Genomic DNA, 26,437 nt, shown 5'->3' with positions numbered 1-26,437 from the left:
CCCGTACCTTTAGTCGTGACGGGCAAATGCCAGCCAGCGCCGTTCCGCACATGAAAACAAGAAAATCAGCATAAAAGTACACAACAAATAAAGTGCTGCGGCCATCAAAAACGGAATAAACGGCGAGTAAGTGGCAGCATAGAAAGCTCGAGCGACGCCAGTGATATCTAACAGTGTGACCGTGCTGGCAAGGGAGGTCGCATGCAGCAGAAAGACCATTTCATTATTCAGCGCAGGAATACCACGGCGCAAGGTTGCGGGTAGGACTAATCGGCGAATGATTTGCCACTGCGTCATACCAAATGCTTCGCCAGCCACCCACTCCTGGCGCGGGAATGTCACCATCATGCCAGCCAATAGTTCGGCAACATAAGCACTGGTATTCAGCACCAAGGCGAGCACGGCGCAAAAGGTGGCATCGCGGAACAGCAACCAGAAGGGTTGGTCATCCTGCCACCCCAACTGCACAATATCAAACTGCGAAAGGCCGTAGTAAATCAGCATCAATTGCAGATAGAGCGGCGTGCTGCGAAAGAAATAGGTTATGCTGCGAATAAGCCACGCGAGAGGCCGTGGGCCAAATGCTTGCCCAATAGCCATGAAAAGTGCCAATAATAAACCGGGGAACACCGACAGTAAAAACAGTTTGGCCGTCATGGCAAGCCCGGTCACATCAGAGCCGTCGCTATAGAGAAATGTCGGCACGGCTTCCAGCACTGTTTGCAGATTCATCCGCGCGCCCTCGCCGTCGAGGTCGAGAGTGCATAGCGCCGTGATAGTAGGCTAAAACCCCAACTGGATAGTGCGGTAATGACCATATAAATCATCGCCACCAGAAAGTAGAACAAGAACGGTTTTTGGGTCGCGCGCCCTGCCTGTTCAGCCAGCCACACCATATCTTCTAGCCCAAGAATAGAGATCAATGCCGAGGCTTTCATCAAACCCAGCCAGTTATTGTTAATCCCGGGGATGGCAAAACTGAGCATTTGCGGCAGCATAATACGTCGAAATACTTGAGCAGGCCGCATCCCGTAGGCCACCGCGGCTTCTAACTGACCACGATCCACAGTCTGAAATGCCCCGCGAAAAGTTTCTGTGTAATAGGCACCAAACACAATGCCAATCGCCAGCACACCAGAGACAAAGGTATTAAACCGAACTGGCCCCAAACCTAATAACCCAAGGAACCCATTAACCAGCATTTCGCCGCCAAAAAATAGCAACAGCATAATCACCAGTTCAGGAATACCGCGCACCAATGTGGTGTACCCGGTTGATATCCATCGCAACCAACGCGGGCCAAACAGTTTGATAACCGCATTGATAAGCCCTAGCACCAGCGCGACTGCCAGTGATAGCAGCATAACGCACAGCGATAGCCCCGCTCCTTGTGCCAGTAACGGCAAATAGTCTGTTACCATTATCGGCCTCCCTATGCTGTAAAACGGCCACCGAGGGAAACAAGCCCCCGGTCAGCGAAAAAATTAGCTACCGTAGATATCGAAACTAAAATACTTTTTCTGTATAGCATCATAGGTGCCATCGGCGCGAATAGCCTTAATTGCCCCATTGAGTGCGTCGCGCAATGCCGGATTATCTTTGCCAACAGCAATGCCGACATCAGTAGAGATGGTTTCGTCTTGGATGACAGGGCCGGCAAAGGCAAATTTCTGTCCACGTGGCGTATCAATAAAGCTACTGGCGGCTTGAATATTATCTTGCAGTGAGGCATTGATGCGCCCAGACATCAAGTCTAAATAAACATTATCCTGATTCGCATAAGAGACGATTTTCACTCCCTGCCCACCCCAGTGCTTTTTGGCATAGGTCTCATGGATAGAACCTGTTTGCACCCCTACTGTTTTCCCTTTCAGGCCGGCAACATCCGGCGACAGTGGGCTGCCTTTACGTGCGACTAACTGCGCTGCACTACGGTAATAGCGGTCAGTGAAATCCACTTCTTTTTTGCGCTCATCTGTAATGCTGAGGGACGCAATAATGGCATCAAATTTACGCGCATTCAGGGCCGCAATCATGCTTTCAAACGGTTGTTTGACGAAAACACATTTGGCATGCAAATTTTCACACAAAGCATTTGCGATATCGATATCAAAACCGGTGATCTCCCCGTTGGGTGATAACACATCAAAAGGTGGATATCCCCCATCGACACCAAAACTGATGGTATCAATAGTCTGCGCCGCAACAGGAGCGGAAAGTATCAGGCCAGTCAGTAATGCAGCTAATGTCTTTTTCATAGTTAAGGATCCGGTATTGGCAAAATGCGGGAAATGACCCACAGTGAGGGGTGAAAAACCGTTAAAAACGAAGTGAGAGACAGGTTAACCCGCCATCCATCTTTTTAAATTCGCTGGTATCAAGTTGCACAATGGGCATTCCTAGCGTTTCAATTTGTGCCAATGTCATCGGATAACCGCGCGGTGTAATCAGCGTGTCATTGATCCATAAGGTATTCCCGGCATAAGACTCTGCCTCGGGAATAACAAGGGTATTAAAGCGGGTAAAGGCTGGATGCTGTTGGTAATCCTCGGTCAGTAATAGCGTGTTGCGACCGACGTAGTTCACAATAGATTTCAAATGCAGCCCCGCACTGACCTCAATGGTGGTCACTCGATAGCCATAGCGCTCGACTGCTGACGTAAACTCGCTGATTCCTGCTTCATCAGTACGAGACGTTAACCCGATGAAAAACTGTTTATCCACCAACAACACATCACCACCATCAAGGTGACCACGTGTACTCATGCGAAACACCGGGCGATCTGTGAACAATGGCTCAATGGTATCCACTTCCCCCTGACGGCTTGGCGCACCGGGGTGTGTTATCACTGCCAGTTCTGGCATGACGACTGCGGTATCTTCCACAAAGTGTGCATCGGGAAAGGCTGGCGCCGCAGGCAAAATAGTCACTTTCAAGCCGAGACGGAGCAACGTATCCACATAGGCCAAAAATTGGCTGCCTGTTACCGCAATATCAGGTGCGCCCAACGTGGATGTCGTCTGGCCGCGGCCACAGGTGTCAGCAGGAAGTCTGGCAATGGCTTGAGTAAAGTGCATAGGGACTCTCTTGATTGATGGAGCGAAAGTATTGATCTGATTATTAAACAGATGCTGCCACCAATCAGGTTGAATCAGTCCGGCGTCACTATACATTTACGCTGTATATGACAATAATGACAACCTATTCCGCTGTTAGATGAAAAGCATATAATCCCCACTTTCGCTATTTTCTTGCAAGGATTCCTCAGTGGCCCACCTTTTTACCAAAGGTTTATTATTGAGTTTGGCTCTCGGCCTAATGACCGTTTGTGACGATGTTGACACTCGGCCACAAATGGATATTGAAGGTAAAACTATGGGGACCTTCTATAGCGTTAAGATCAGTGGCGAAATACCCCAAAGTCAACAGCAGCTGCAACAAGAAATCGATGCGCTGCTAGAGCAAGCCAATAATGACATTTCGACATATCGCGATACCTCCGTGCTTTCCCGCTTTAACCAATATCGTGGCACTGAAGCACAACCTATTCCACGTGGTATGGCAGATATTATTTTGCAGGCGCTGCGCATTGGCCAAGATACTCATGGTGCGATGAATATCACTGTTGGTCCGTTGGTCAATTTATGGGGATTTGGTCCAGAGAAACAGCCAACTAAAATACCCACTCAATATCAGATAGATAACGCACTTAAGCAAGTGGGATTGCAGCATCTAAAACTGATCAGCGATAATCGCGGTGAATGGCTGCAAAAAGATCGCCCTGATTTATATGTCGACTTATCGACTCTGGGAGAAGGCTACGGTGTTGACCAATTGGTTAATCTGATGATGCGACACGGAATTACCAACTATTTGGTCTCGGTGGGGGGGGCCGTTTCCTCTCGTGGTGTTAATGGCCAAGGACGACCATGGCGAGTAGCGATTCAGAAACCGACAGATAAAGAAAATGCCGTGCAAGCGCTGGTCAATCTGCAAGGCTACAGCATCAGCACCTCTGCAGTTATCGAAACTACTTTGAGCAAAGCGGGCAACGTTATTCCCATGTTTTAGACCCCGCTACAGGCCGGCCAATCACCCATAAACTGGTATCTGCCACGGTGATTGCCACAACCGCGTTGGAAGCCGATGGTTGGGATACCGGACTGATGGTGTTGGGGCCAGAAAAAGCGCTGAAACTGGCACAAGAGAAAGGGTTGGCTGTGTATCTGGTGAGCAAAACTGACACCGGTTTCAGCGCGATAATGACGCCACAATTCAACGCCTTTTTGGCTCCCGATCAACATTAATCATAATTTGATATAATTAATGCAGGTAGTATCAGAGGTGTGAACGCTTTCGCCCCATCTTCCACGCGAATAACACACCTGCGAACCAAGGAATGTGAATGAAAAAGTTAATCATAATGATGATTGCACTACTGCTGATTGGTTGTGCAAATACCGGTCATGTGGGTGTGAGTGGCGGCTCAAGTGGCATATCCAGTATTAGTATTGGCACTGGTGTTCGCCGCTAGGCAGGAACTGTTCGCCCCTGCCCAATCTCTGTTTATACGTTTTTCAGATTGGTCACTTCATCAGAAAAACGCGCAGTAATGGCATCCCGCTCATAACCTTGCCGCTCAGTCAAAATAGTGTACAACTCTGGGCGGCGACCATAGATCCAACGACGCCCGGTACTCAGTGGGATTAACGAAAGGTCCAGCTCAGCGCTCACCAGCACGTTCGCAGCTTCTCCGGTCTCATTGATAATGCGACCATACGGATCCAGTATCATGGCATTTCCGGTACGGACCTCATCATCATCTGCCCCTATCCCATTACTGAACAGAATAAATAGGCCATTATCATGTGCTCGAGCAGGTAGCCAGCGCATTAACCACTCTCTGCCATTGACTCCACGAATAGCAGCACTCATTTCTTCTTTTCTTTCAATGCGTTGATCCCAGAGATCACGCGGAATGGGTTTCATACCGTATGGACTACGCGAATGTGTCCCGCCGGTCTGGTGCGGCGCTAATAATATGTCCGCCCCCAGTAAGGTTGTGGCGCGAACATTTTCCACCAGATTATTATCCCAACAAATAAGTATCCCAACCTTGACGCCCCATGGTGTATCAAAAACCGTGTAAGTATCACCACTACTGATCGCGGGATGTTCGAAAGCATGGAGCTTGCGGTGGGTATGAAAAGATCCATCCGGCATGCAGGCGACATAAGCATTGTAAAGTCGCCCATCATCTGACTGCTCTATCAGGCCGACGCCAATGAGCATTTGATGTTTCATCGCTAATGCGCGGACTAATGCTATGGATGGGCTACTTTCAATAGTCTCACTCAGCGCGGTGACTTGTGCTGCCGTCAATTTTGGCACGTGCCAATAGCCAGTAATGCACATCTCTGGAAAAGCCAATATCTTGATGTTTTGCAGCGCGGCCTGCTCGATAAATTTTTCAATAACCAACAGATTATATTGCTTGTTGTTGGCCTGATGCTGGAACTGCACTGTTGCTGCTGTTATCAATTGTGATTTTGTCACATGAACCTCCAAAGCGAGTTGCTGCTGATGTTTATCATTGGTATTACAGCAGCCGTATTGATAACTTTATAATGAATGATTTTCTATTATCGATTACCAATAGGAATGGAACTGTGAATATCAAATTGCTAAAGGCTTTTGTGATACTCGCCCGAAAAGGCAACTATGGTGAAGCGGCGCAGGCTCTTTGTATCACTCAACCGGCATTGACCAAGCAGATTAACGTATTGGAATCTCTGCTTAACCTGCCTCTTTTCTCTCGCGGGCGTCGAGGGGCACAGCTGACGCCGAGCGGGCAACAATTACTCTCGGAAGCAGAAAAAGTGGTCAACCAATCTGAGTCCTTTTTGCAATACGCTGCACGAGTGGCGAAAGGCGTTGAAGGGTTTATATCGGTAGGTTTTGGTTTATCAACTTTCTATACAGCACCGAACTACATCGCGGCATTCAGACAACAATACCCGGCTATCATGATGACATTGGAGGATATCCCCTCAACCCAGCAATATGCATTATTAAGTACGGGTGAACTGCATGTCGGTTTTGTTCGGATGCCCTACAAGACGCCGCTACATTTCCATCCTTTATTTGAAGACCATCTGGTGCTGATCGTGCCCCAAGATAAAGCACTCCCCTTTGATGTGTGGCTAAAAGAACTGCCGTTACTGCGTTTATATACCGAACGTGGACGTGGGTTAAATGCACAGATTGACCAATTTTTGCAATCAAATCAGATTGATGCTCCTTTGGTGCAAGAAGTGGAAGATATCCAGACCATACTCGCGTTGGTGATTGCCGGTATCGGTGTGGCGCTATTGCCACAGAGTGTCGTGCATATCGCGCCACCTACTATCAACATTATTTCACTGAGCGGCAATAACCTCAGTTGGCCTGTCGGCATCGCTTGGAATAATGCGATGCCGAATTTGGTGCGTGATAATTTTATTCAGATGATTATGGGTAAATAACTGACAAAACATCAATGAATGGGATGCAATGCCAGTTATTAGGTGATGAGATTAGCGGAATGGCGGCTCGTTAAAAGTGCGTAATTTGCGAGAATGCAGTTGATCACCTTCGGCACGCAGTAAATCTATCGCCCGAATGCCTATTTGCAGATGTTCAGAAATGGCACCTTCGTAGAAGTGATTGGCTTGACCCGGTAGCTTGATTTCACCGTGTAATGGTTTGTCGGAAACACACAGTAAGGTGCCATAAGGTACACGGAAACGATAACCTTGAGCGGCAATCGTAGCGCTTTCCATATCGACCGCCACAGCACGGCTTAAGCTAAATCGCAGTGCAGAAGCAGAAAAACGTAGCTCCCAGTTACGGTCATCCGAGGTCACCACGGTTCCCGTCCGCAACCGTTGTTTAACTTCAACTCCTGGCATACCACTCACAGCTTTGGTGGCATCATAGAGTGCTCGCTGCACTTCAGCGATACTTGGGATCGGAATATCCGGTGGCAACACCGCGTCAAGAACATGGTCATCACGTAAATAAGCATGCGCCAGCACATAGTCACCAATCGCCTGACTTTCACGCAAACCACCACAGTGCCCTATCATCAGCCAGGCATGAGGTCGCAACACCGCCAGATGGTCACAAATGGTTTTGGCGTTTGACGGTCCAACACCAATATTCACCAGCGTAATGCCATGACCGCTTTCAGCCACTAAATGATAAGCCGGCATTTGATGCTTTTTCCACGCCAGATCGGAGGTGGTCTTTTCAGGATCTGCATTTTCAGCCGTAATGTATGTGCCACCGGCGCAGGACAACGCTTGATAAGGGCTAGTCGGATCCAGAATTTGCTCACAAGCCCAACGGACAAACTCATCAACATAACGACTGTAATTGGTGAACAGAATATAGGGCTGAATATGTTCTGCCGGGGTGCCGGTATAGTGCTTGAGTCGAGCCAGTGAAAAATCGGTACGTAGCGCATCAAAATGCGATAGCGGGTAGTCTGCGGTAAGGGTATCAATGCCATCGGTGATACCATCGCCAATCATCGCTAAATCTGTGGTTGGGAAATGTTGAGCCAGCCCAGCGGTCATTGAACGATCGAGAATCAGGTCGGAACCGTCGATAACAAAGGGATACGGCATCTCTTGTTGTGACGCTGTCACTTCAAACACTGCACCATATTCATGTTCAAGTAATGTAAGTTGCTCAGTTAAATAGGCTTTGAACAAGGAAGGCCGCGTGATAGTGGTGCTGTATTGTCCCGTACGTGAGAAGCGCCCGTAAGCACGCGTGCGCTGAAGATCGCGAAACTGCCCATCCCAACTAACACTGATTTGTGGATATGAGAATAACCCTTTGGCCCGGTCACCCACATCAGGCAAAGAACCATCACGAATATAGGCGCTGATCGCATCACGCAATGCCGCAAGCGCCGACTCATATAACGTCTCCAATCTCTCTATTGCTTCAATGGCCGAGAGATGAGTTGTGGCTTGTGATTGATTCAAAATATCTCCTTTCAAAATGGGTTCCAGTGACATTGGTTAGAGCTTACTCAATAATGCTCATTCATCGCTACCTAATAAGTGAACACAAAAACGTCCTAAGGGATAATCGCGGTAAAAATTCATCAATTCCCCCTCACTATTTCCCAAACCAACGGCCTACAAACACTTTTTCTGTAAACAACGAGACATTTTGCCACTTATTCCGCCGTTTGATTCCCCTACCTCCCGCCTAAAGTATAGGTTGTCGCAGATAACACTTTATTTTCTGCCTTGAGTTTCATTACATAGGTCTCTTTTGCGTGGCAAAATCATTTTTACGCAGTGGTAGTTTGGACGATATTCTGGCGTTAGGCGAAAACGGGCAACCGATCTATGCTTCTGCACTTCAGATTAGAGAAGCATTGCGCCTTAAAAAACAGCAGGCTATCGCTGATTGTTTGGCTATTCCTCAGGTCAATGAACGAGGAGACCGTATTGACTGGTATGCGCCTAGTGAAGGTAAAGTCACCTCTTGGATAGCCGCCAGTACCACTGAGCGTAAAGCTGCGATTAAACACCTGTCAGCGTGCCTGACCAGTGTTAATGAACTATGCCAACGCGCACAACAGTCAGACAAAGCCGCCCAACGTTTATTTGGTGTGTTGCTGGCCAAAGCCATGCAGTTTCCCGACCAGAACCATGTTTATCTGGTGGCGGGCAAGCCAGTGATGACTTTCTGGGGGTTTGTCAGCCAGGATAAGAAAACGCGCACTGACCCACTTGACTGTTTACGTGAAACGGCAGAAATCAATGAGCCGGCTTTCGCGCCCCTGATTGCACCACCGCCAACAGCCACCGCCCCTGTCGCTCCCCCGATTATCACGGCGGTTGAGTTATCCCCTCAAACTGATGTGGTATCAACCATACCACCAACCCCAGAGGCAGAACTCGCGCCAACAGTTCTGCCAGCCAAAAAATCGGCTCGCTGGCTGCGATTAAGCTGGGGGTTACCTGTTCTGGCACTGATCATTGCATTAATTGTGCAATTCAGTGGAGGAATGCCAGAGAAGGCCATCGCTGAAGTTAAACCGGCGGTTATTGCAACCAAACCGGGGGTGGCTGAAGATAAAATAGCGCAAATTCAAGAAATTGAACCGAAACCTATCGCACCAGCAGTGACAATCACACAACCGGCTATTGAACCGCAGCTCCCTCTAGGTAATGCCACTATTGTCGCCCCTGCACCTGTTCCTAGCGAGCCTAGCGTTGCTCCGGTAATCACCGAAGCACAGAGCAAAGGGGCGCTGATATTACCTTCCGATGCCGTTAAAGTTGGCTCAACAGCATTCCTGAATGGCAATTGGCGCGTTAGCCCTGATATTAAAGCCGCCCATACGGGTAAAGCACCTAGTTTGAAATATCAAATCAAAAACGGGAAAGGCACAGCAAAAATAACCCACGGCGATAACGTCACTTGCCGCGCCAATATTACTACCGGGCTGATGAAGTCAGGTAATTTGGTGATTAACAGCCGCTATCGGGCGCAGTGCAGTGATGGGTCCAAATATAAAATGCCAGAGCTGGTTTGTAAGCAAGGTGTTACCGGTATTGCGGATTGCAAAGGCCGTTATGATGCGAATACGACCCTTCCCATGACGATGAAGCGTGAGACTAAATAATATTATGCTGGCAACAATCACTGACTATAAACAGAAAATCACGCTCATTCAAAATAGTGGTATTCAGTTTTTGGATTTCGCGTTAAAACCTGAGTTAAACACTGAACTGCCAAATAAGTTTGTGCGTAAAAGTGCCAATGGCCCCCTGCTACGCCTGAATTACAATGAGCATAATGGCAAATATTCCCTCATGGTGCCGGGAGCGGCTCCTGAGATTGTAAAACCCGAATTTAGCTTCCCGTTGGAACAATCACTGAAGCTGTTAAATAAAATTTGGCTACCCTTACCTTTCTTACGTTTTAATCCGCCACGCACCTTTATTAATGGGCCGGATAACTGGGCCAGAATGCAAATTTTAGTCTCGGATAGCCCTGATCAAGATGGTAATACGCTGCGGATAACTTTGGCCTTTGATACCAAGGTGTATCCTGAAGGCCATGCTAATGAATCTCTGGCCCCCAATGAAAATGACATCAAAACTGGGTTGAGTTTTGCCCTTGCCTACCAAAACGAAGAATTAGCCGAGTTCCTTGACTTAACGTGGGTAGATGGCTGGTTGCGTGAAGTTTTTATTCAGCAAGCGTCAGAGCAAGAAGAGCGCACGGCTCGACATATCAGTGCATCGCTGCGTGAATTTGAATATCAGGCTCATTATCTTAACCTGCTCGAATTACTGGGTAACCAAGTTTGTGTGCCGGAAATAAAAATGAATAGCAGCACACTGCAAGAACCCGCCGTTAATGTTGATCTTATTCTTGATGTGGGTAATTCTCATACCTGCGGTATTTTAGTAGAAGATCATGCCGATGAAAGTGATGGCCTGAAACAAACTTACGAATTGCAAATACGTGATTTGAGTGAGCCTCATTATCTGTATAACGAATTATTTGAGAGTCGGGTGGAATTCGCGCAAGCGAAATTTGGCAAACAGAATTTTTCGGTTGAGAGTGGCCGTGATGATGCTTTTATCTGGCCCGCAATAACTCGGGTTGGCACCGAAGCCAGCCGGATGGCGCTACACCGTTTGGGCACTGAAGGTTCTACTGGGATCTCCAGCCCACGTCGTTATCTTTGGGATGAGGAGGCCTACCCCCCTGGTTGGCGATTCAACGAAACACAGACAGAGCAAACGCATGAACCGCTGGCTGCCGCACAGCCATTGACCAGTCTAGTCAACGATGATGGACAACCACTGTATAGCATCCCCCTAGACGAACGATTACCGGTATTTTCACCACACTATAGCCGCAGTTCATTGATGACATTTATGTTATCTGAGCTACTTGCACAGGCGTTGATGCAGATAAACAGCGCGGCACAGCGGTTGAAAATGACACATGCCAATTCGCCACGACAATTACGCGCGATTATCCTGACGCTTCCCTCTGCGATGCCAAAACCAGAACGCGAGATTTTCCGCCGAAGAATGAACGAAGCCATTGCTTTGGTGTGGAAATCCATGGGCTGGCATCCAACAGATGATAACTTTGTGACTGAGCAAGACCACGCTAAAAGCCTCGTCCCCGTTCCGAATGTCCAGATGGAGTGGGATGAAGCTACTTGTGGCCAAATGGTATATCTGTATAACGAAACTCAAATGAATTTCGGTGGGCGAACGGCAGCTTTCTTTGCCAGTCAAGCGCGGCCCGATAAGCAGCTCGAAGCAGGAGAAAGCGCCGGGAAAACCTTACGTATTGCCTCAATAGATATTGGGGGCGGCACGACTGATCTGGCCATCACGCAATATTGGTTGGATGATGGCATTGGAAATAATGTCAAAATCAGCCCACGCCTGTTGTTCCGTGAAGGATTTAAAGTCGCCGGGGATGATATTTTACTGGATGTTATCCAGCTCTATATTTTACCTGCACTTCAAGCTCGGCTTAAAAAAGCCGCTGTCTCCAACGTTGATATTCTGATGGATAAATTGTTCGGCAATGATGGTCGAATGGACGGGCAATCAGCCTTGCGCCAGCAAACAACATTGCAGATATTTATGCCAGTCGGTCGAGCAATTCTAGAAGCTTATGAACAATTTGATCCGCTTGAGACCAATGCGGAGATCGACGCCAGTTTCGGGGAACTGTTATCCCAACCCCCAACGTCCAAAGTATTGGAATACATTAACAGTGAAGTTCAACGTGAGTTACCTGCCGATGCTGGTGAGTTTGATATTCTGCAAGTACCGTTGGTCTTAAAATTAAGCAAATTACACGGTGAGTTTTTATCCAATCGAATGAGTATTACGCAAAATCTGCGATCGCTATCTGAAGTGGTATCACTCTATAGCTGCGATGTACTCTTGCTGACTGGCCGCCCTTCGCGCTTCCCCGGTATTCAGGCTTTGTTCCGTCATCTGCAACCCTTGCCCAATAATCGTATCCTTTCACTGGATGGATACCATACCAATGATTGGTATCCGTTTAATAAACAGGGGCGTATTGATAATCCGAAATCCACCGCAGCAGTCGGTGCGATGCTGTGTTTATTGGCACTCGATTTACGGCTGGCGGGTTTTTACTTTAAAGCTGGCGATTTTCAACCTTACTCGACCATCCGCTATCTTGGCATGCTCGATAACAGCGACACCCTGACAGATGAGAATGTCTGTTATCGTGATATTGATCTTGATAGCCCAAGTTTTACGTTGCCATCAGAGGCCCGTGTCCAAGTGAGAGGCGCACTATGCCTAGGGTTCCGTCAACTTGACAATGATCGTTGGCCCGCCTCTCCGCTTTATACCTTATCAATTGTTGACCAAGAACTGGCGCGCAAAGTTGCCGGAGATAGTCAGTTGCACGTCAAATTAAAACTGGTCAAAGGTGATAAGCCTTTTATTGATAAAAATAGTGCTCCAGAGCGTTTTGAAATTGCTGACGCGATACTACACGATGGCAGCCGAGTTCCATTACATCATCTGCGTCTCAAATTAAATACCTTAGCTAGCAAGGGTTCAGCATCAACCCATTATTGGATTGATAGTGGGAGCGTATTTAGAAAATGAAATCATTGACCAACCAACAGCTCAATAATCAGCTTCAGCAACTGGCTCAAGGTATTGATCAGACTTTTGACTGGATTAACAATACGCGCCAACATGCCATGCGACTGGATATTGAAGCCGATCAATTAGCGATTAAACTGCATCGCCATCGCAATAAAGCACATAACTTGGCACAAGCAGTATTAAAGGCGATGAGTATCGGTTTTTTTGGCCAATCATCGGCGGGGAAACAACACCTCATTTCAGCATTAGTGGCTGATGAACATGGGCGACTAGAAATCACTCTTGCCGGGAAAGCCCTTGATTTCTGGCAACAAATTAAACCCGGATACCAAGCCTGCGGTCTGGTCACTCGCTTTAGCCATCAAACGAAGAACATGCCTGCAATGGCTCATTGCGAAAACCATCCGGTACAGCTTTCGCTGCTCAATGAAGCCGATATTGTTAAAATAGTGGCGAGCACCTTCCTGCTGGAGAACCAATCGCAAACTCGACGCCAAGAAATGCATGGAAATTCGCTGGATGAACAGCATATACGTGACCATTTACAGCAAATAATAATGCGCAAACAACCGGCGATCAGCCCCGGTATAACCCGAGATGATGTCATTGGGCTTTGGGATTATCTTTCTCGCCATGATGCCCCTCGCCAGAAAGCGCTGGAGGCACATTTTTGGCCACTGGCTGTAGAGATTGCCCCTTATTTAAGTATTGATGATCGCGCCTGTTTATTCTCTTTGTTGTGGGCAGAATCTCAACCGCTAACAGAGGCTTACCTTCATTTTGCTTATACATTGCAACATGTGGAAAATGCGACACAGTTGCTGGCTCCACTGAGTGTATTAGTGGATGATATGCTGCTGCCCGCCAATGGCATCATGAATGTGGCAACATTAGATGCCCTAAACACCCCCACAGATAGCCAAGTCCAAGTGCTGCCTTTAACCGATAACGTTACTGGTGATTTAGTGACATTGTCACTTGCTGAGTTAACTTTCTTATCGGTTGAGTTACAAATTCCTTTGTCTATAACCGCATCAGAAAAAGGATTTGAATCAGTCGACTTGTTGGACTTCCCTGATGTTGGCGACATCTTAGGCACCACAACACAGTCTGAACCCCCAACTTACCCACTGGCGCCTTGGCTATCACATGCCAAAAATATGTATTTGCTTGAGCGTTATACCGATAAACAACAAATAAACTTGCTGTTGGTCTGTAATGCTGCAAGCAAACGTGATGAAGTCAAAAGCGTGGGTAAGGCATTGGATTATTGGGTTAAGCAATCTCAAGGGGAAAATACACAAGTACGTTCACGTCGAAACCCGGGGCTTATCTGGGCTCTCACCCCCTTTGATCAGCGTATTGGCTCAGAGGGCGTTAAAAATTATGACGAAGCGGTGCAACGTTTTGTTGGCAACCCCGGCGACAGCTGGGGCACCATGTTGGCACTGGATCCTCGCGGAATTGAGCGAATGCAGGCTTACCTCGCACAAGAAATTCGTCGTGATATCAAAACCGAGCGTATTACCGAGCAGCTTTATGAATTACAGCGGGAGTTGATCGAGAACTTGTTGGCCGGTTGGTCTCAATCAGAGACCAGTGAATCACAACAAAAACAGCATATTGCAGAAATATTACTTAAAGCGCTGCAAACCCGTACCGGGCTACATGGCGAACTACTTGAGCGTTTGTTGCCCACTCGTGATGAACTGCGTGGTTTATATTTACAACAGAAAAAACGTACGACTGAACTGACGGCTCCCACAGCCAATACCGAGCCATTCAGTATTGGCATTGATATCGATTTGTTCAGCGATAAACCTATATCATTTGAACAATCATTAACTCCTGCGGGGCCTTCAGGCGGTGATTATGAAGCTGAGTATGCCGCGAATGTGCAGCGCTACTGGATCAATCATCTACGAAAACTGCCAGACAATGGATCACTGATCGCATTACTGGGCATCAATAAACCAACTCTCGAGCTACTGGTTGCCGAACTTATCACTGCCAGCATCCGGTTGGATATCGTCGGGCAACTCGTCAGCATGTTAGCCGACAATGAACAAGTCGGTTTGCATCGTGAAACCAAAGCTGATCGCCAAGTCTCCCGTGCGTTAACGGTTCTGGGGGACTTTGTTGCTTGGCTAGGATTCTTGCAAAAAAGTGAGGAGCAGCGCCCAGATAGTCGCATTAATCGAGGTTATAAGATTTTTACTCAACCTCCTAAATCGGTTTCTCCTTTAGGTGCATCGCAACGGTTAACAAAATTGACAACCATCCCAACCAACAATACTGCATTTTATATCTATGACTGGTTAGTTGGTTTGGGCGAAATGATTATTCACAATGAGGGTTACTCTGCCAGCAACGAAATCAGTGTGCAGCATCGTGAACAACTGACCGCTATAATAAAGCGAATAAAAGCGTAAAAATACGACTCACTCCCACGTGATTGTTGGGAGTGAGTCGTTATTAGGCATTAAACAGACATCCAGCCGTTAAACCGAGTGGAAGTATTTTTTTACCAAAGCATATAATATTGCAGCCGTTTCGATATCAATATAACCATTGTAATTCTCTGGTCGAAAATGCATTTGAAATGCTCGTACCAGATATTTATAACCGGCCTCACTGTTAGCAAATGAAATATCATAGCCATATATACTGAACCGGCTCAGAAGTTCAGCTCTTGTTGGTAATCCATAGGACACAAATTGCTGTGTATACTCCTCTTTAGTTTCATTATCATACCAAGCCCCAATTCCTTCTTCATATAGTTCTTGCCAAGGGAACATCGGGCCGGGATCACTTTTTCTTGTCGGTGCGATATCAGAATGTGCCACCACATTTACCGGAATAATATCGGGGTAACGTTGTAAAATATTACTAGCAAGTTGTTTGACTGCCGCTATTTGTTCTGCCGGATAAGGCGGGAAATGGAAGATACCTTCCTTTTCCGTTGCCAAGTTAACAATCTCAATCCCAATCGAGGTGTCATTAATATTAGTACGTCCTGCCCAGCTACTCTTCCCTGCATGCCATGCTCGCGCATTTTCATCGACCAGATTAAATATTTTTATGTTCTTAAACCCAGCGTGGATATAACTTTCATCCTTCATATCCGGAACCAGATAATGAGCGCTGACTTGATTCCCCGTTAAAGAGGTCACAGCACCCGAAAATTTCTCTGCGGTATAATGCATGACTAAGAATCTAACTCGAAAATTAAAACCTTTAACGGAGCGATAACTATTATAATCAATCTGATACATAGTGCTCTCCTTGTGGCATCAATATCATTTGATATATGTTAATTAATAAACCCTTGTTTTATTAATTCAGGTCTCATTGGTTATAAAATTATTTAAATCATTGCCTTACAAGGCCCTAAGCACAACGATACCCGGTGTGTTTTTTACATAGTCAATAAAAGGTGAGTCAACAACCTTCATATTCTTTTTTAATGAAGAAGCATTGCGGAGCATAGGTCCATTAGGTGTCATAATAAAAATACCAGTATGCGTTACATCCAACCCTTTAATATTGGTATAAATACCGATGTAATCGCCAGTCTTTAAATTATGTATAACGTTATTATCGATAAACTCGGCAGGAATATACGTCACATCGCGTTTCATTATACCCAACGTAGGGATAAACTCACCACCATCTCCTTTTTGATTCAGGTACTTAGTCACGGTAACTGCATGAGAACTGATTTTAGCTGTGACGTCTTGCGCATTTAATGGTTTTCTGTGCGACCAATCAGTAAAGAAATGCTTTCGATTTTTGTAACTAATATCCTTATTAATATAACGCGTCCCGACAAGTTGCTGAACAAAGCTAGCACGGTCTGTCGACTTACGCAGTGAATTAACATAGTCAAGATAGGTAAAACAATCCAGCCCTCTGAAGTCTATAACCAATTTTTCAGGTTCAGTCGAAGAGCCGATCAGCGTATTCGCTTTATAAGGTGTCCCTAGAAACTCGGCTGAGACTTTATTGATCACCTCTCCAGAATTACCACTATTGGCAGTCTTTACTTGAGTTTCGATAATATAATTAATACGTTTTTCTGTGTAATTATCAATATCTATTGTTTTATGTGAACTATTACCGCAACCCACTAATACTGCAATGAAAACTAAAGATAAAGATTTATGCATAAGATCCCTCTGCTATTTATCATTCCATACACGCCAAGAATTGCTACTCTAGTATTCAAGTTTTAAACAGAGCATCAACAAAAGCACATTCCATTAAATTGTCTTAATTTTGAGGGTGCCAACATTAACTTGGTTTAATAAAACATCGACACATAAATATCCCGATAATTTTATAAATCCTCTTGTTTTTCAAAAAATTAAACTATTGTTAATTTGATTATGAATAGCTCGCCATCGGGTAACTCTGTGATCAATCTTGGATTTTTGCATTCTTATTGCTTCCCCCACTTGTACCTTTAACCTAATCGTGTTTATCTCTTAAGGCTTATTACACTTATTGATGAGATATCCCGTGAACTATTCCACTACTCATTTCGCCCTACTAAACACCGCGCATGTTGACGCGGTAGTCGTCGTGCGCGTGGTGGTGGTGGTCGGCAGCGCGCCGTAACGGGTACCGAATCCAGAAAGATTCCCAAACCCCGCCGGCGCCAGCCGAGCGGGGTTTCTTTTTTGCCCCACTCTGTTAGCCGCCGGCCCTGATGAAGGATATAACCATGCGTTATACAGGCGCCCAATTAATAGTTCGCTTGCTGGAACAGCAAGGCATAACCACAGTTGCAGGCATCCCCGGTGGGGCCGCATTACCGCTGTATGATGCTCTGGGGCAAAGTCGCACGATTCGCCATGTATTGGCGCGACATGAGCAAGGTGCTGGTTTTATGGCTCAAGGCATGGCCCGGGCAACGGGGCAAACTGCTGTTTGCTTAGCTTCCAGTGGCCCCGGTGCGACGAATCTGGTGACAGCGATTGCTGATGCCAAGCTTGACTCAATTCCACTGGTTTGCATTACCGGCCAAGTTTCGTCGTCCATGATTGGCACTGATGCTTTTCAAGAAGTTGATACCTACGGTATGTCGATTCCTATAACCAAACATAACTATTTAGTTCGTGATATCAGCGAACTGGCTCGCGTGATCCCAGCGGCATTTCGTATTGCGCAGTCTGGCCGCCCCGGTCCAGTATGGATTGATATTCCGAAAGATGTACAAACAGCCACGATTGAGCTTGATAGCCTGCCCGAACCAGGAATGGCAGATTCGCCTTGTCCAATTGATCCAGTGGCTATTGCACAGGCAGCTCAAATGATTAATCGTGCCATCCGACCGGTACTTTATCTGGGTGGCGGGATCGTGAGTTCTGAAGCTCATCAACAAGCAATACAGTTGGCGGAACAAGCCGGTTTACCAACCACCATGACATTAATGGCGCTAGGCACTATGCCAGTTGACCACCCACTATCCTTAGGAATGTTGGGAATGCATGCAGCACGCTCGACCAACTTAATTATGCAACAAGCAGACTTATTGATTGTGTTGGGGGCCAGATTTGATGATCGTGCCATCGGAAAAGCCGAGCAGTTTTGCCCGGATGCCAGCATTATTCATATCGATATCGATCCGGCCGAACTGGGCAAAATCCGCCGCCCACATCTGGCGATGAATGCAGATATTAAGCAGGTATTAACCCATTTGTTACCCTTGGTAGATACCCAAACTCGCAGTGAATGGCGTGCAACAGTCAGTGACATGCAGCGTGAATTTCCATTTAATCAACCCAATAGCGGAAATCCGCTGTGCCACTATGGTTTGATTCGTGCCGCCGCCGAAGCATTGGATGACGACACTATCATCACCACCGATGTGGGTCAGCATCAAATGTGGGTTGCGCAAGCTTATCCCCTGCACCGACCACGCCAATGGTTAACCTCTGGTGGACTCGGCACTATGGGCTTTGGCCTGCCCGCGGCTATTGGCGCAGCACTGGCAAAACCAGAGGCTAAAGTGGTGTGTTTCTCCGGTGATGGCAGTTTGATGATGAATATTCAGGAAATGGCGACGGCGGCAGAAGAGCAACTGAACGTTAAGATTATTTTGATGAATAACCAATCATTAGGATTGGTCCATCAACAACAGGAGTTGTTCTTCGGTAAACGAATTTTTGCTGCTGACTATCCTTATCGCACTAATTTTATTCATATTGCTGAAGGGTTTGGTTTCTCAACCTGTGATCTCAATACTGCAAATAATCCTTACGCTGCATTGCATGAAGCTTTAAACCGTCCAGGCCCAGTTCTGATCCACGCGCTGATTGATGTAGATGAAAAAGTATATCCGATGGTGCCTCCGGGCGCGGCAAATATCGATATGATTGGAGGTGAGTAATATGACAAATCAACAGATAGCAACTCAGCAAGCAATAACCCCACCCACTTCTGCACGGGTGACACTTTTGCTCACTGTACGCAACCACCCTGGCGTTATGTCCCACATCTGCGGTTTATTTGCTCGTCGCGCATTCAACGTAGAAGGGATTCTATGTATGCCGCTCGCAGGCGGTGAAGAAAGCCGTATTTGGTTACAGGTGTGGGATGATCAGCGCCTGCTACAAATGATAAGCCAGCTTGAGAAATTAGAGGATGTACTTCAGGTTCAGCGTTTTGGTCCTGAAATGCCTATTTTTGATCAAGTAGAAGATTTGGTCGCTAATCAACGTTGATACATTCAAGTTGACCGCATCTTTAAGACTAATACTGCCGCTTTTGGCGGTGGTGTTAGTAAAGATAAAGAGGCTAATAACTAAAGTGCCGATTAGATTGCGACTAAGAAATACGCATTGCATTACAATACGTCAAAATAAATTACATTTTAATATACAAAATCGCAACATACCGCACTCGCAGCTAAATCAAGAGCACGGTACCCGCATAAACTTGACTGGTATCTCCCCCGACAATTATTCGCCTGAGTGAGAGGATTCTGCCCTATGGCAGACAACGTATTTGCTACGAAATATGCAGGTATAATATGAACACTCAATTCAAATATGCTCTCGTCATTGCCATCATCACTGTAGCCAGTAGTCATATTGCCCAAGCGGTGGACTCACAGATCCCTTGGGCCGATAACAGTGGTGGAACTGAAAGCACACACATTGCAGCCGTTGGTCAGGACTTGAATTCACAACATCAGACCATGACCAAAACACAAGAAGGTGTTTGGGCAGCGAATAGCGGCAGCATCAGCCAAGATGAGCAGGCACTTCAGAGCAACAAGCCCGCCTTTGCCGGAACGCCATCATTAATGCCGCATCAGGGATAATATAACTTTTTTATTATTCTACAGGCATAAATAAGCGACCAGACAAATAAAAAATGCCGTTATCGAAAATATATCGTTAACGGCATTCTCTATTTAAATATGAATAAATTATGCTAATAATAATTTTTGTAGTTCTGCCAGTGAACTAACCTGGTAACGAGGCGCAATGTTATTATCTGCAATAGCGCCATGCATATTAAGCCAGCAGGTATCAATACCGGCATTGATTCCCCCTTGAATATCAGAATGGAGGTTATCGCCTACCATCAAAATATTTTCTTTCGCAGGATTATTCATTAAATTGAAAGCATGTTCGAATATTGCGACATCGGGTTTGGCTGCCCCCACTTGTTCAGAAATAATCAGTGGGGAAAAAACATTTTTTAATCCTGTGCGTTCCAAACGTACAGTTTGCAACTCAGTAAAACCATTCGTAATAATGCCCATATTAACTTTACCGCTCAGGGCGTCCACCAATTCGCGTGCACCGGGTAACAATGAACAGATATCGGCCATAGCGATTAGAAACTCACTGTTCAGTCGCGTAGCGGCAACACCCAACTTTTCAGCCCACATCTCAAAACGGGTATTCTGTAATTCAGTCGCTGATATTTTCCCATCTTGATAGTCAACCCACAGCGGCTTATTAACCAATTGATAATGGTCGAAATCCTGTACGGAGAAATCCACGTTAAAACGTGAAAACATCAGCTTTAACCCCTCATAGGCATCAAAGTGAAATAATGTTTCGTCCGCATCGAACAGTATCCATTGGTATTTCATTACTCTTATCTCTCAGACATTATTAGGCGCGTTATGGTAGCGATTATTGTGCATTGACTCAAGCAAGTAGTGCAGCTGATATCTCACGATTAATCGTCAGTGTCGCCTCTCCCGTGATCAGTGGTACATCAAATGCTGCTAATATTTTCCGGTTGATTTCAACCATAGCATCGTCAAGTTTTACCTCCATATCTGCCGCAATATCGGCTAATTTATCCCGTTCCCATGAATCCCGAGAAATAAGCAACTTCAAGAATGTCTTAATACTATCCGGTAACTGAGTGGTGACTGCAGCCATTGATTGCGGATTAATTTCTTCCGGGGTTGGAACAATGGCTGTTTCTATGACAAACAGATTTTCAAGTAATTTGACCAATTCTTGGCTTTCTTTTTTCAGCAGATTTACCCGGTCGGCATCAGTAATAATCTCAGTGGCTGGAGATGGCAGGCTTAATGTCATTGGGGTCGCGCGGCTATCTAGGTCGGAATAAACCAATTTGCTATCCAGAGCAAAGCGCTGGTATACCCGCTCAAGAAATTTCACTTCTTGCGGCGTTATTGTCCCCTCGACTTGAATGAGGTGAGCCAGAAAACGAGCAATAACGCGACGATTCTCTATTGAAAGTGGTTCCAGATTATTTTTGAGCGCCAACAGCGTATTACTTTTGCGAATCCCCGGTTGTAGATAGGCTTTTAGCCGCATACGTTGACCTGGACTTAAAAAGCCCCAAGCATCAATATGCCGGGTGAGTATGATGGATTCAGGTTCCCCAATACGACCATCGATCATCACCGCAGCACAGGCCAGTTCCACTGCAAGCATGGTCACACGGTAAATATCAAAAGTGGCTGACTCGGCAACCAACGATTCAATAGGGAATAACGCGACAGTATCTTGTAATACTGGCGTACGGTTATCAGCCCTTACATCAGGCTCAACCCCTACTTGCAAGGAAGCCAATGCATAGGTCAACGCCATCACATGGCTGCGTGATAAACGCTCTAATGGCTGAGTACCGCAAGCCGTGCTGAGTTGAGTAAATAATTCAGCTAATGTCACCATCAGCAAACCATAACCCACTCTAGCCTTAATACTTTCCAGCTCGGTTTTTAATTCCTTAGACCACAATATCATTGGCATTAATAACTGCCCTTCCAACGACATTTTCTTCTTAGGATTGACACTGGCAAAACGGTTATAGATATCGAGATCTTGCTGACAGGCTTCAAATATTGTCCGAAGTTTATCGCGGTGTGCCTTACACACAGCGACATTGGGTAGGTCAGCTATCTGCTGGAAAAACTCTTGCCCCATTAAACCCGCTGAGGCTGGGCGATAAAATATCTGTAACTTAGTTTTATTAATCGGTAATAGGAAACCCTCACCATACTGTTCTTGATATCGCTGTTGGAACAATGTGGCAAAAGCCTCTGCGCAATGAGCCATCGAAATATTCTGATTGATGGCAGGATCCGCTTCCCCCCAAGCAAGTGCCCATGCCGCGGGCAAAGGTTTCTGGTCTATAGCCAATTGCCCTAACCCAACCAAGAGCGCCAGAGGAAGTTCGGTCGAGGCTTCACGTGTGACAGGAGGGGGTGATAGATAGAGTTTCTCATCTATATTCACTCTGGATATATAAACTAATAAGTTCTGCGCATAATGATTGAATGCATTATTTTTGCCATAAATATTTAGCAGACGATTAATTTCAGTTTCGATAACGGGGAGTTCTTTTTTGGCCACGGGATCTATAGCTGCATCAATAAGTACGCGATGCTCTAGCCCATAGAAAAATAAGAACACATAGCCAATATCAGCCGTTGGGGATTTACGTCCCTCCGATAACCATTGCAAATAGGCTTTTCTCGCCTCTGGTGAACAAGTCGAATAATCCGGCGCACTGTCGATCAGCGGCAATGAAATATCGACATCTTCTGTTGCAACCTCCATGGAGGGATTAATAAATGCCGGTTCAGCACCGGTACGGTTACTTTTGTATTTATTACCGATGTAAACCATACCATCGGGTAAATTGATTCCAGCCACTACCGCCAGTTCTCCGGGGCGGAGCCAAGAAGCTCGGGCTAAAGAACCTCGGGATGCATCAGAGTGCTTGGGTTTGGGTTTTTTGTCCTCATCCACTTGTGGGTTTTTAGTTGATTCATCAGCTGCAACAGAATGTTCTGGATCTAATTGCGTAGGTGTCATTGGATAATCACCCAGATCAGGTATCGTCGCAGTTTTTTGCATATCAGTGTTGATAGATGGGACGGTGTGGGTCTTGGCACCTTTGAGATTTTGCCAGACAAAGTACATACATAAGATAGCTGCACTTAGTGCAATCCACGCCTCTCTTGGGATACCTGTTATCAGCCCTAAAACAACGATCAGTAGGATAACCCAGCCAGTACCGGTAGATTTTCTCTTAGCCACGATGGTTTATATGCCCCTATCTTAAAATAGTATTTTTTATTCTGCCTTTAATGGCAATTTTTAATAAATAATTCTTTTACACCGCTTTTTACATAAATAAAATGGTGTAAAAACCACAAAGGAAGCCAATAAATTAGACTTAAGCTAAATTTATCGGTTAAATAATAAGTCGCGTTTTATTTTAAATACTATCAGCTCCGCACTATTACCGAACTGAGTATGCAATAGATCAATTATGCCAGTTGATTATGCATTCAGCTAGCAAAGACTCAGGATCCACTGGATAAATTCTACGGCTTTAGGTTTGTCCAACGTGCGCTTAGGGTAAATTAAATAATAAGGTTTAGTGACGGGCAGTTTGTGTTGCGATAATTGAATTAAACGACCCTCTGCTAATTCTTTCTCAATCAAATGTTGCTGCCCTAGCAAAATGCCATTGCCTGCGATGGCTGAGTCAATCGCCATTGAGGTTAGATTGTAAATTGGCCCACGATTTGGCACGCAGTGCGCCCATTTAGCGGACAACAACCACTCATGCCAGTCGGGCAGAAACTGCCCTTCTTTACCCCAATCAACATGAATCATCGGGTAATTAATCTTGTGCTTCCCCTCTGACCACGGAGTGATTAATAAATTTGGACTGGCGACGGGGAAAACACAATCTTGAAATAACCTCTTTTTTTCTTGCTGAGGATAATGTTCGTCACCAAAGGCCAAATAAAAATCAGCAGAGGTTCGGTTGAAATCTACTGCTGAATGCGTTGCATGAATATGGATATCAATATCAGGATGTTGCGACAGCCATTGTTTAAGATGAGGATTGAGCCAACGGCTAGCCAGTGCAGGTAATGCAAAGATATTCAGTGATAAATCGCCTTTATCACGCTCAATACTGTGTTGTGCCATACGCAATGTTTCAAAAGCTTGCTGTACATAAGCTAAATAAGCACTGCCTTGCGGGGTCAACGCCACACCAGATTTTGATCGGGTAAAAAGTTGAAGCCCCAAGTGCTGCTCTAACTGGCGAATTTGCTGACTAATGGCCGCAGGCGTTAATGACAAATGCTCTGCCGCACTAGCCAGGCTACCTGTCTTGGCTGCGGTTTCAAAGGCTAAAATAGTGGTTAATTTCGGTAAGCGAACTGCTTTATGACTGTTCATTCATCGCTTCCTTACCCATCTTACTGTGTCGTTATCGATAGCCAAACTTAACTTATCAGTAACGTTTTATTGTTATTCCAGTTACACGTAATCCTATACCGTTAGAAAGATAAACCAAGCAACATTTAGCATGACTGTGGGGATATATGCAGAAACTCGCTGAAATCATTAATATGACCACCCATCCCATCAATGATGTGACATTCGTCGCGCAATGTAAAAACACCTTAGAAACTTACGGCGCATTAGTCTTATCGGATTTTTTATTACCGCTGGCCCTAGGTAGCATTAAGCAAGAGGGAGTTGAGAATCAGCACTTGGCTTATTATGCCGCGAATCAACACAATGTTTATCTGACAAAAACTGATGCAAATTTTCCCACTGACCATCCCAGAAATCGACTGGTAACGTCATCAAAAGGTTGTATTACTGACGAACAAATTCCTGCAAATTCAGCGCTCAGAGCCTTATATACCGCTAACGCTTTTCAAGATTTTCTATGTGCCGTATTAAATGAAGAACAGCTCTACCCCTATGCTGACTCGCTCTCTTCCATTAATTTGCACTATGCCAGTCAAGGTCAAGAGTTGGGCTGGCATTTTGATAACTCGTCATTTGCCATCACCTTATTAGTTCAAAAACCTCAGGCGGGAGGTGTTTTTGAATATATAGAAGAGATGAGAGATGCAGATAAAGGTGAAATGAATTATGCCGGGGTAGAAAAGTTGCTCAATCACCAAATTACCCCTAAAACATTACAGATTGAACCTGGTGACTTAGTGCTATTTAGAGGTAGAAATGCAATTCATCGAGTGACGCCAACCCAAGGTGATATCACCCGCATGCTGGTAGTGTTGGCGTATAATGCCCAGCCAAATATTTCATTATCTGAAACTGCCCGAATGACTTTCTATGGGCGTATCTAACTTTTATCTGGCATTACGAATAAACTTATTTCTGCTTGACGGATACACGGCCCGCCAAGCAGAAAATATCCGTCTTAAACAACCCCGGTTGTCACACTAAAATGGCGAGTTTCTCCCGGTGCCAACATCAATAACGTACCCTTTTCTTTTGCAGCTAAATACCCTTCAGGGCGGCAAGTCGCCGGTAAAATAAATGCGGCCACTTTTTGATCGCCATTATATAGGATCCAGCGAGTACCATAATTAAATTGCGTCGTTGAAAAACGAGTTACAAAACGATGTCCTTGTGGGGCCAACATAAAGAACTCGGCTTCATCAACGTATTGTGATAAATCATCAGCAAAGAAAACAATCTCCGGATCATAAAACTCCGGCTCATTTAAATCCGTTAACCCTGCCGGACGATCCCGTAATTGTTGGGTGTATTCCAACCATTGCGGTGTAGGGCGAACATGAGCAGGAACCGTCTCACGTAATTTTAAGGCTGATCCCGGTAAGTTTTGGCGGAATGTAGCTCCGGGAATATAGGTGTAATTCATATGACACATATATTGGAGAGGCATTGGGACACTGGCCAAGTTGGTGACATTCATTTCTATATCAAACTGCGTACTACCCGCTTTCAGTCTTACTAACGGTTGGGCGCAATAGTGATCACCAAATCCTTTTACATATTCCACACTGCCCGCCAATGCCAGTTGATCGCCATCAATAAGTAACCAAGCATAATCCATCTCAGCACAGGGCATTTCTCCATGCAGAACGTGATCATCTTCCGGTGAAGGGCAACCATTGCGACGTAAACCTGAATGGAAAGCAAAACAACCGTAGGTGTCCACAATATTCTCTCCCCGCTTGGGCTGAGAAAACATGTTATCCATTTTCAGATTATGGCCATCAAACTCTGCATCCCAAATCATCTGACCATAGTAAGGTAAAATTGTCACATAACCCCGGGAGTTGGTTATTTTTAATGCTTCAATACCAGATGCATACTTAAAACTGGTCACGGTAAAGTTGTCGCAACGGAAGATTTCCTGCTCATGGCGACTGAATTGTTCGCGAAACAGCGCTATTTTAGCGATCATTATAAATACTCCC

At 45.7% G+C, this 26,437-nt stretch carries 22 protein-coding genes and 1 pseudogene; 11 read left to right on the top strand and 12 right to left on the bottom strand.

Translation table 11 applies throughout. The features are described 5' to 3' along the window. Window positions 1-9 precede the first annotated feature (9 nt). From HUZ92_RS07960 to HUZ92_RS07945, 4 genes are all read right to left on the bottom strand, one after another. Window positions 10-732, bottom strand: a complete 723-nt coding sequence (locus tag HUZ92_RS07960) for an ABC transporter permease (RefSeq protein WP_050097677.1) — start codon at window positions 730-732, stop codon at window positions 10-12. Next, complete coding sequence (locus HUZ92_RS07955; protein ID WP_050097676.1) at window positions 729-1,421, bottom strand: ABC transporter permease; 693 nt, start codon at window positions 1,419-1,421, stop codon at window positions 729-731. The genes HUZ92_RS07960 and HUZ92_RS07955 overlap by 4 nt, the downstream gene beginning before the upstream one ends. Before the next feature lie 63 nt (window positions 1,422-1,484). Beyond that, the gene (locus tag HUZ92_RS07950; protein WP_050097675.1) at window positions 1,485-2,258 is read right to left on the bottom strand and encodes an ABC transporter substrate-binding protein; all 774 of its coding nucleotides are present in this window, start codon (window positions 2,256-2,258) and stop codon (window positions 1,485-1,487) included. A 61-nt stretch (window positions 2,259-2,319) separates the two neighbouring features. Next, window positions 2,320-3,078: a dimethylarginine dimethylaminohydrolase family protein gene (locus HUZ92_RS07945; protein WP_050097765.1), complete on the bottom strand. Its 759-nt coding sequence runs from the start codon at window positions 3,076-3,078 to the stop codon at window positions 2,320-2,322. Window positions 3,079-3,319: 241 nt separating this feature from the next. Here HUZ92_RS07945 and apbE point away from each other — a divergent pair. Beyond that, window positions 3,320-4,308: pseudogene (gene apbE, locus HUZ92_RS07940) on the top strand (FAD:protein FMN transferase ApbE). Between the two features lie 98 nt (window positions 4,309-4,406). Beyond that, window positions 4,407-4,535, top strand: a complete 129-nt coding sequence (locus HUZ92_RS20960) for a hypothetical protein (RefSeq protein WP_260653987.1) — start codon at window positions 4,407-4,409, stop codon at window positions 4,533-4,535. 32 nt (window positions 4,536-4,567) lie between these two features. Here HUZ92_RS20960 and HUZ92_RS07935 read toward each other — a convergent pair whose 3' ends face one another. Continuing rightward, on the bottom strand, window positions 4,568-5,557 hold the full coding sequence (locus HUZ92_RS07935; protein ID WP_050140639.1) for a nitrilase family protein: 990 nt from the start codon (window positions 5,555-5,557) through the stop codon (window positions 4,568-4,570). Between the two features lie 113 nt (window positions 5,558-5,670). Between HUZ92_RS07935 and HUZ92_RS07930 the strand changes: the two genes are divergently transcribed. Next, window positions 5,671-6,525, top strand: coding sequence for a LysR family transcriptional regulator (locus HUZ92_RS07930; RefSeq protein ID WP_050097673.1), 855 nt, complete (start codon window positions 5,671-5,673; stop codon window positions 6,523-6,525). A gap of 51 nt (window positions 6,526-6,576) precedes the next feature. Here the strand turns inward: HUZ92_RS07930 and HUZ92_RS07925 are convergent, their stop codons facing one another. After that, a complete protein-coding gene (locus tag HUZ92_RS07925; protein WP_050097763.1) occupies window positions 6,577-8,037 on the bottom strand; it encodes an AMP nucleosidase in 1,461 nt (486 codons plus the stop codon). A 299-nt stretch (window positions 8,038-8,336) separates the two neighbouring features. On the opposite strand from HUZ92_RS07925, the gene HUZ92_RS07920 reads away from it, so the two are divergent. From HUZ92_RS07920 to HUZ92_RS07910, 3 genes are read left to right on the top strand one after another with little or no spacing between them, the layout of a single operon-like run. Continuing rightward, a complete protein-coding gene (locus HUZ92_RS07920; RefSeq protein ID WP_174846805.1) occupies window positions 8,337-9,695 on the top strand; it encodes an SrfA family protein in 1,359 nt (452 codons plus the stop codon). A gap of 4 nt (window positions 9,696-9,699) precedes the next feature. After that, entirely contained in the window at window positions 9,700-12,699 is a 3,000-nt protein-coding gene (locus tag HUZ92_RS07915; protein ID WP_128451563.1) for a virulence factor SrfB, read from the top strand. Continuing rightward, complete coding sequence (locus tag HUZ92_RS07910; RefSeq protein ID WP_145579955.1) at window positions 12,696-15,134, top strand: putative virulence factor; 2,439 nt, start codon at window positions 12,696-12,698, stop codon at window positions 15,132-15,134. Before HUZ92_RS07915 ends, HUZ92_RS07910 begins: the two co-directional genes overlap by 4 nt. Window positions 15,135-15,203: 69 nt before the next feature. Here the strand turns inward: HUZ92_RS07910 and HUZ92_RS07905 are convergent, their stop codons facing one another. Both HUZ92_RS07905 and HUZ92_RS07900 read right to left on the bottom strand, forming a co-directional pair. Beyond that, window positions 15,204-15,977: an N-acetylmuramoyl-L-alanine amidase gene (locus HUZ92_RS07905; protein WP_050097669.1), complete on the bottom strand. Its 774-nt coding sequence runs from the start codon at window positions 15,975-15,977 to the stop codon at window positions 15,204-15,206. Window positions 15,978-16,082: 105 nt separating this feature from the next. Beyond that, complete coding sequence (locus HUZ92_RS07900; protein ID WP_050097668.1) at window positions 16,083-16,871, bottom strand: DUF1460 domain-containing protein; 789 nt, start codon at window positions 16,869-16,871, stop codon at window positions 16,083-16,085. Window positions 16,872-17,211: 340 nt separating this feature from the next. Between HUZ92_RS07900 and ivbL the strand changes: the two genes are divergently transcribed. From ivbL to HUZ92_RS07880, 4 genes are all read left to right on the top strand, one after another. Then, window positions 17,212-17,322, top strand: coding sequence for an ilvB operon leader peptide IvbL (ivbL, locus tag HUZ92_RS07895; protein ID WP_072086476.1), 111 nt, complete (start codon window positions 17,212-17,214; stop codon window positions 17,320-17,322). Window positions 17,323-17,428: 106 nt separating this feature from the next. Then, window positions 17,429-19,096, top strand: coding sequence for an acetolactate synthase large subunit (gene ilvB / locus HUZ92_RS07890; protein WP_050097667.1), 1,668 nt, complete (start codon window positions 17,429-17,431; stop codon window positions 19,094-19,096). Between the two features lies 1 nt (window position 19,097). Then, window positions 19,098-19,430: an acetolactate synthase small subunit gene (ilvN, locus tag HUZ92_RS07885; protein ID WP_050097666.1), complete on the top strand. Its 333-nt coding sequence runs from the start codon at window positions 19,098-19,100 to the stop codon at window positions 19,428-19,430. Window positions 19,431-19,738: 308 nt separating this feature from the next. Further along, window positions 19,739-20,032, top strand: coding sequence for a hypothetical protein (locus tag HUZ92_RS07880; RefSeq protein WP_050097665.1), 294 nt, complete (start codon window positions 19,739-19,741; stop codon window positions 20,030-20,032). Between the two features lie 108 nt (window positions 20,033-20,140). On the opposite strand, the gene yjjG is transcribed toward HUZ92_RS07880, so the two are convergent. The 3 genes from yjjG to HUZ92_RS07865 form a co-directional block, all read right to left on the bottom strand. Next, window positions 20,141-20,815 carry a pyrimidine 5'-nucleotidase gene (gene yjjG, locus HUZ92_RS07875; protein ID WP_128451679.1) on the bottom strand — a complete coding sequence of 225 codons (675 nt, stop codon included), beginning with the start codon at window positions 20,813-20,815 and terminating at the stop codon, window positions 20,141-20,143. Window positions 20,816-20,873: 58 nt separating this feature from the next. Continuing rightward, window positions 20,874-23,249 (bottom strand): tellurite resistance TerB family protein, encoded by a 2,376-nt coding sequence (locus HUZ92_RS07870; protein WP_145579954.1) that lies wholly within the window; start codon window positions 23,247-23,249, stop codon window positions 20,874-20,876. 258 nt (window positions 23,250-23,507) lie between these two features. Then, window positions 23,508-24,410, bottom strand: a complete 903-nt coding sequence (locus HUZ92_RS07865; protein ID WP_050140648.1) for a LysR substrate-binding domain-containing protein — start codon at window positions 24,408-24,410, stop codon at window positions 23,508-23,510. A 146-nt stretch (window positions 24,411-24,556) separates the two neighbouring features. Here HUZ92_RS07865 and HUZ92_RS07860 point away from each other — a divergent pair, with 146 nt between their 5' ends. After that, on the top strand, window positions 24,557-25,336 hold the full coding sequence (locus tag HUZ92_RS07860; RefSeq protein ID WP_050140649.1) for a HalD/BesD family halogenase: 780 nt from the start codon (window positions 24,557-24,559) through the stop codon (window positions 25,334-25,336). Between the two features lie 74 nt (window positions 25,337-25,410). On the opposite strand, the gene HUZ92_RS07855 is transcribed toward HUZ92_RS07860, so the two are convergent. Beyond that, a complete protein-coding gene (locus HUZ92_RS07855) occupies window positions 25,411-26,424 on the bottom strand; it encodes an aldose 1-epimerase family protein (protein ID WP_050097660.1) in 1,014 nt (337 codons plus the stop codon). Window positions 26,425-26,437 lie beyond the last annotated feature (13 nt).

The organism is Yersinia vastinensis, from assembly GCF_902726565.1.
GTDB classification, from domain to species: domain Bacteria; phylum Pseudomonadota; class Gammaproteobacteria; order Enterobacterales; family Enterobacteriaceae; genus Yersinia; species Yersinia vastinensis.
This window is presented reverse-complemented; position numbering and strand designations above follow the sequence as displayed.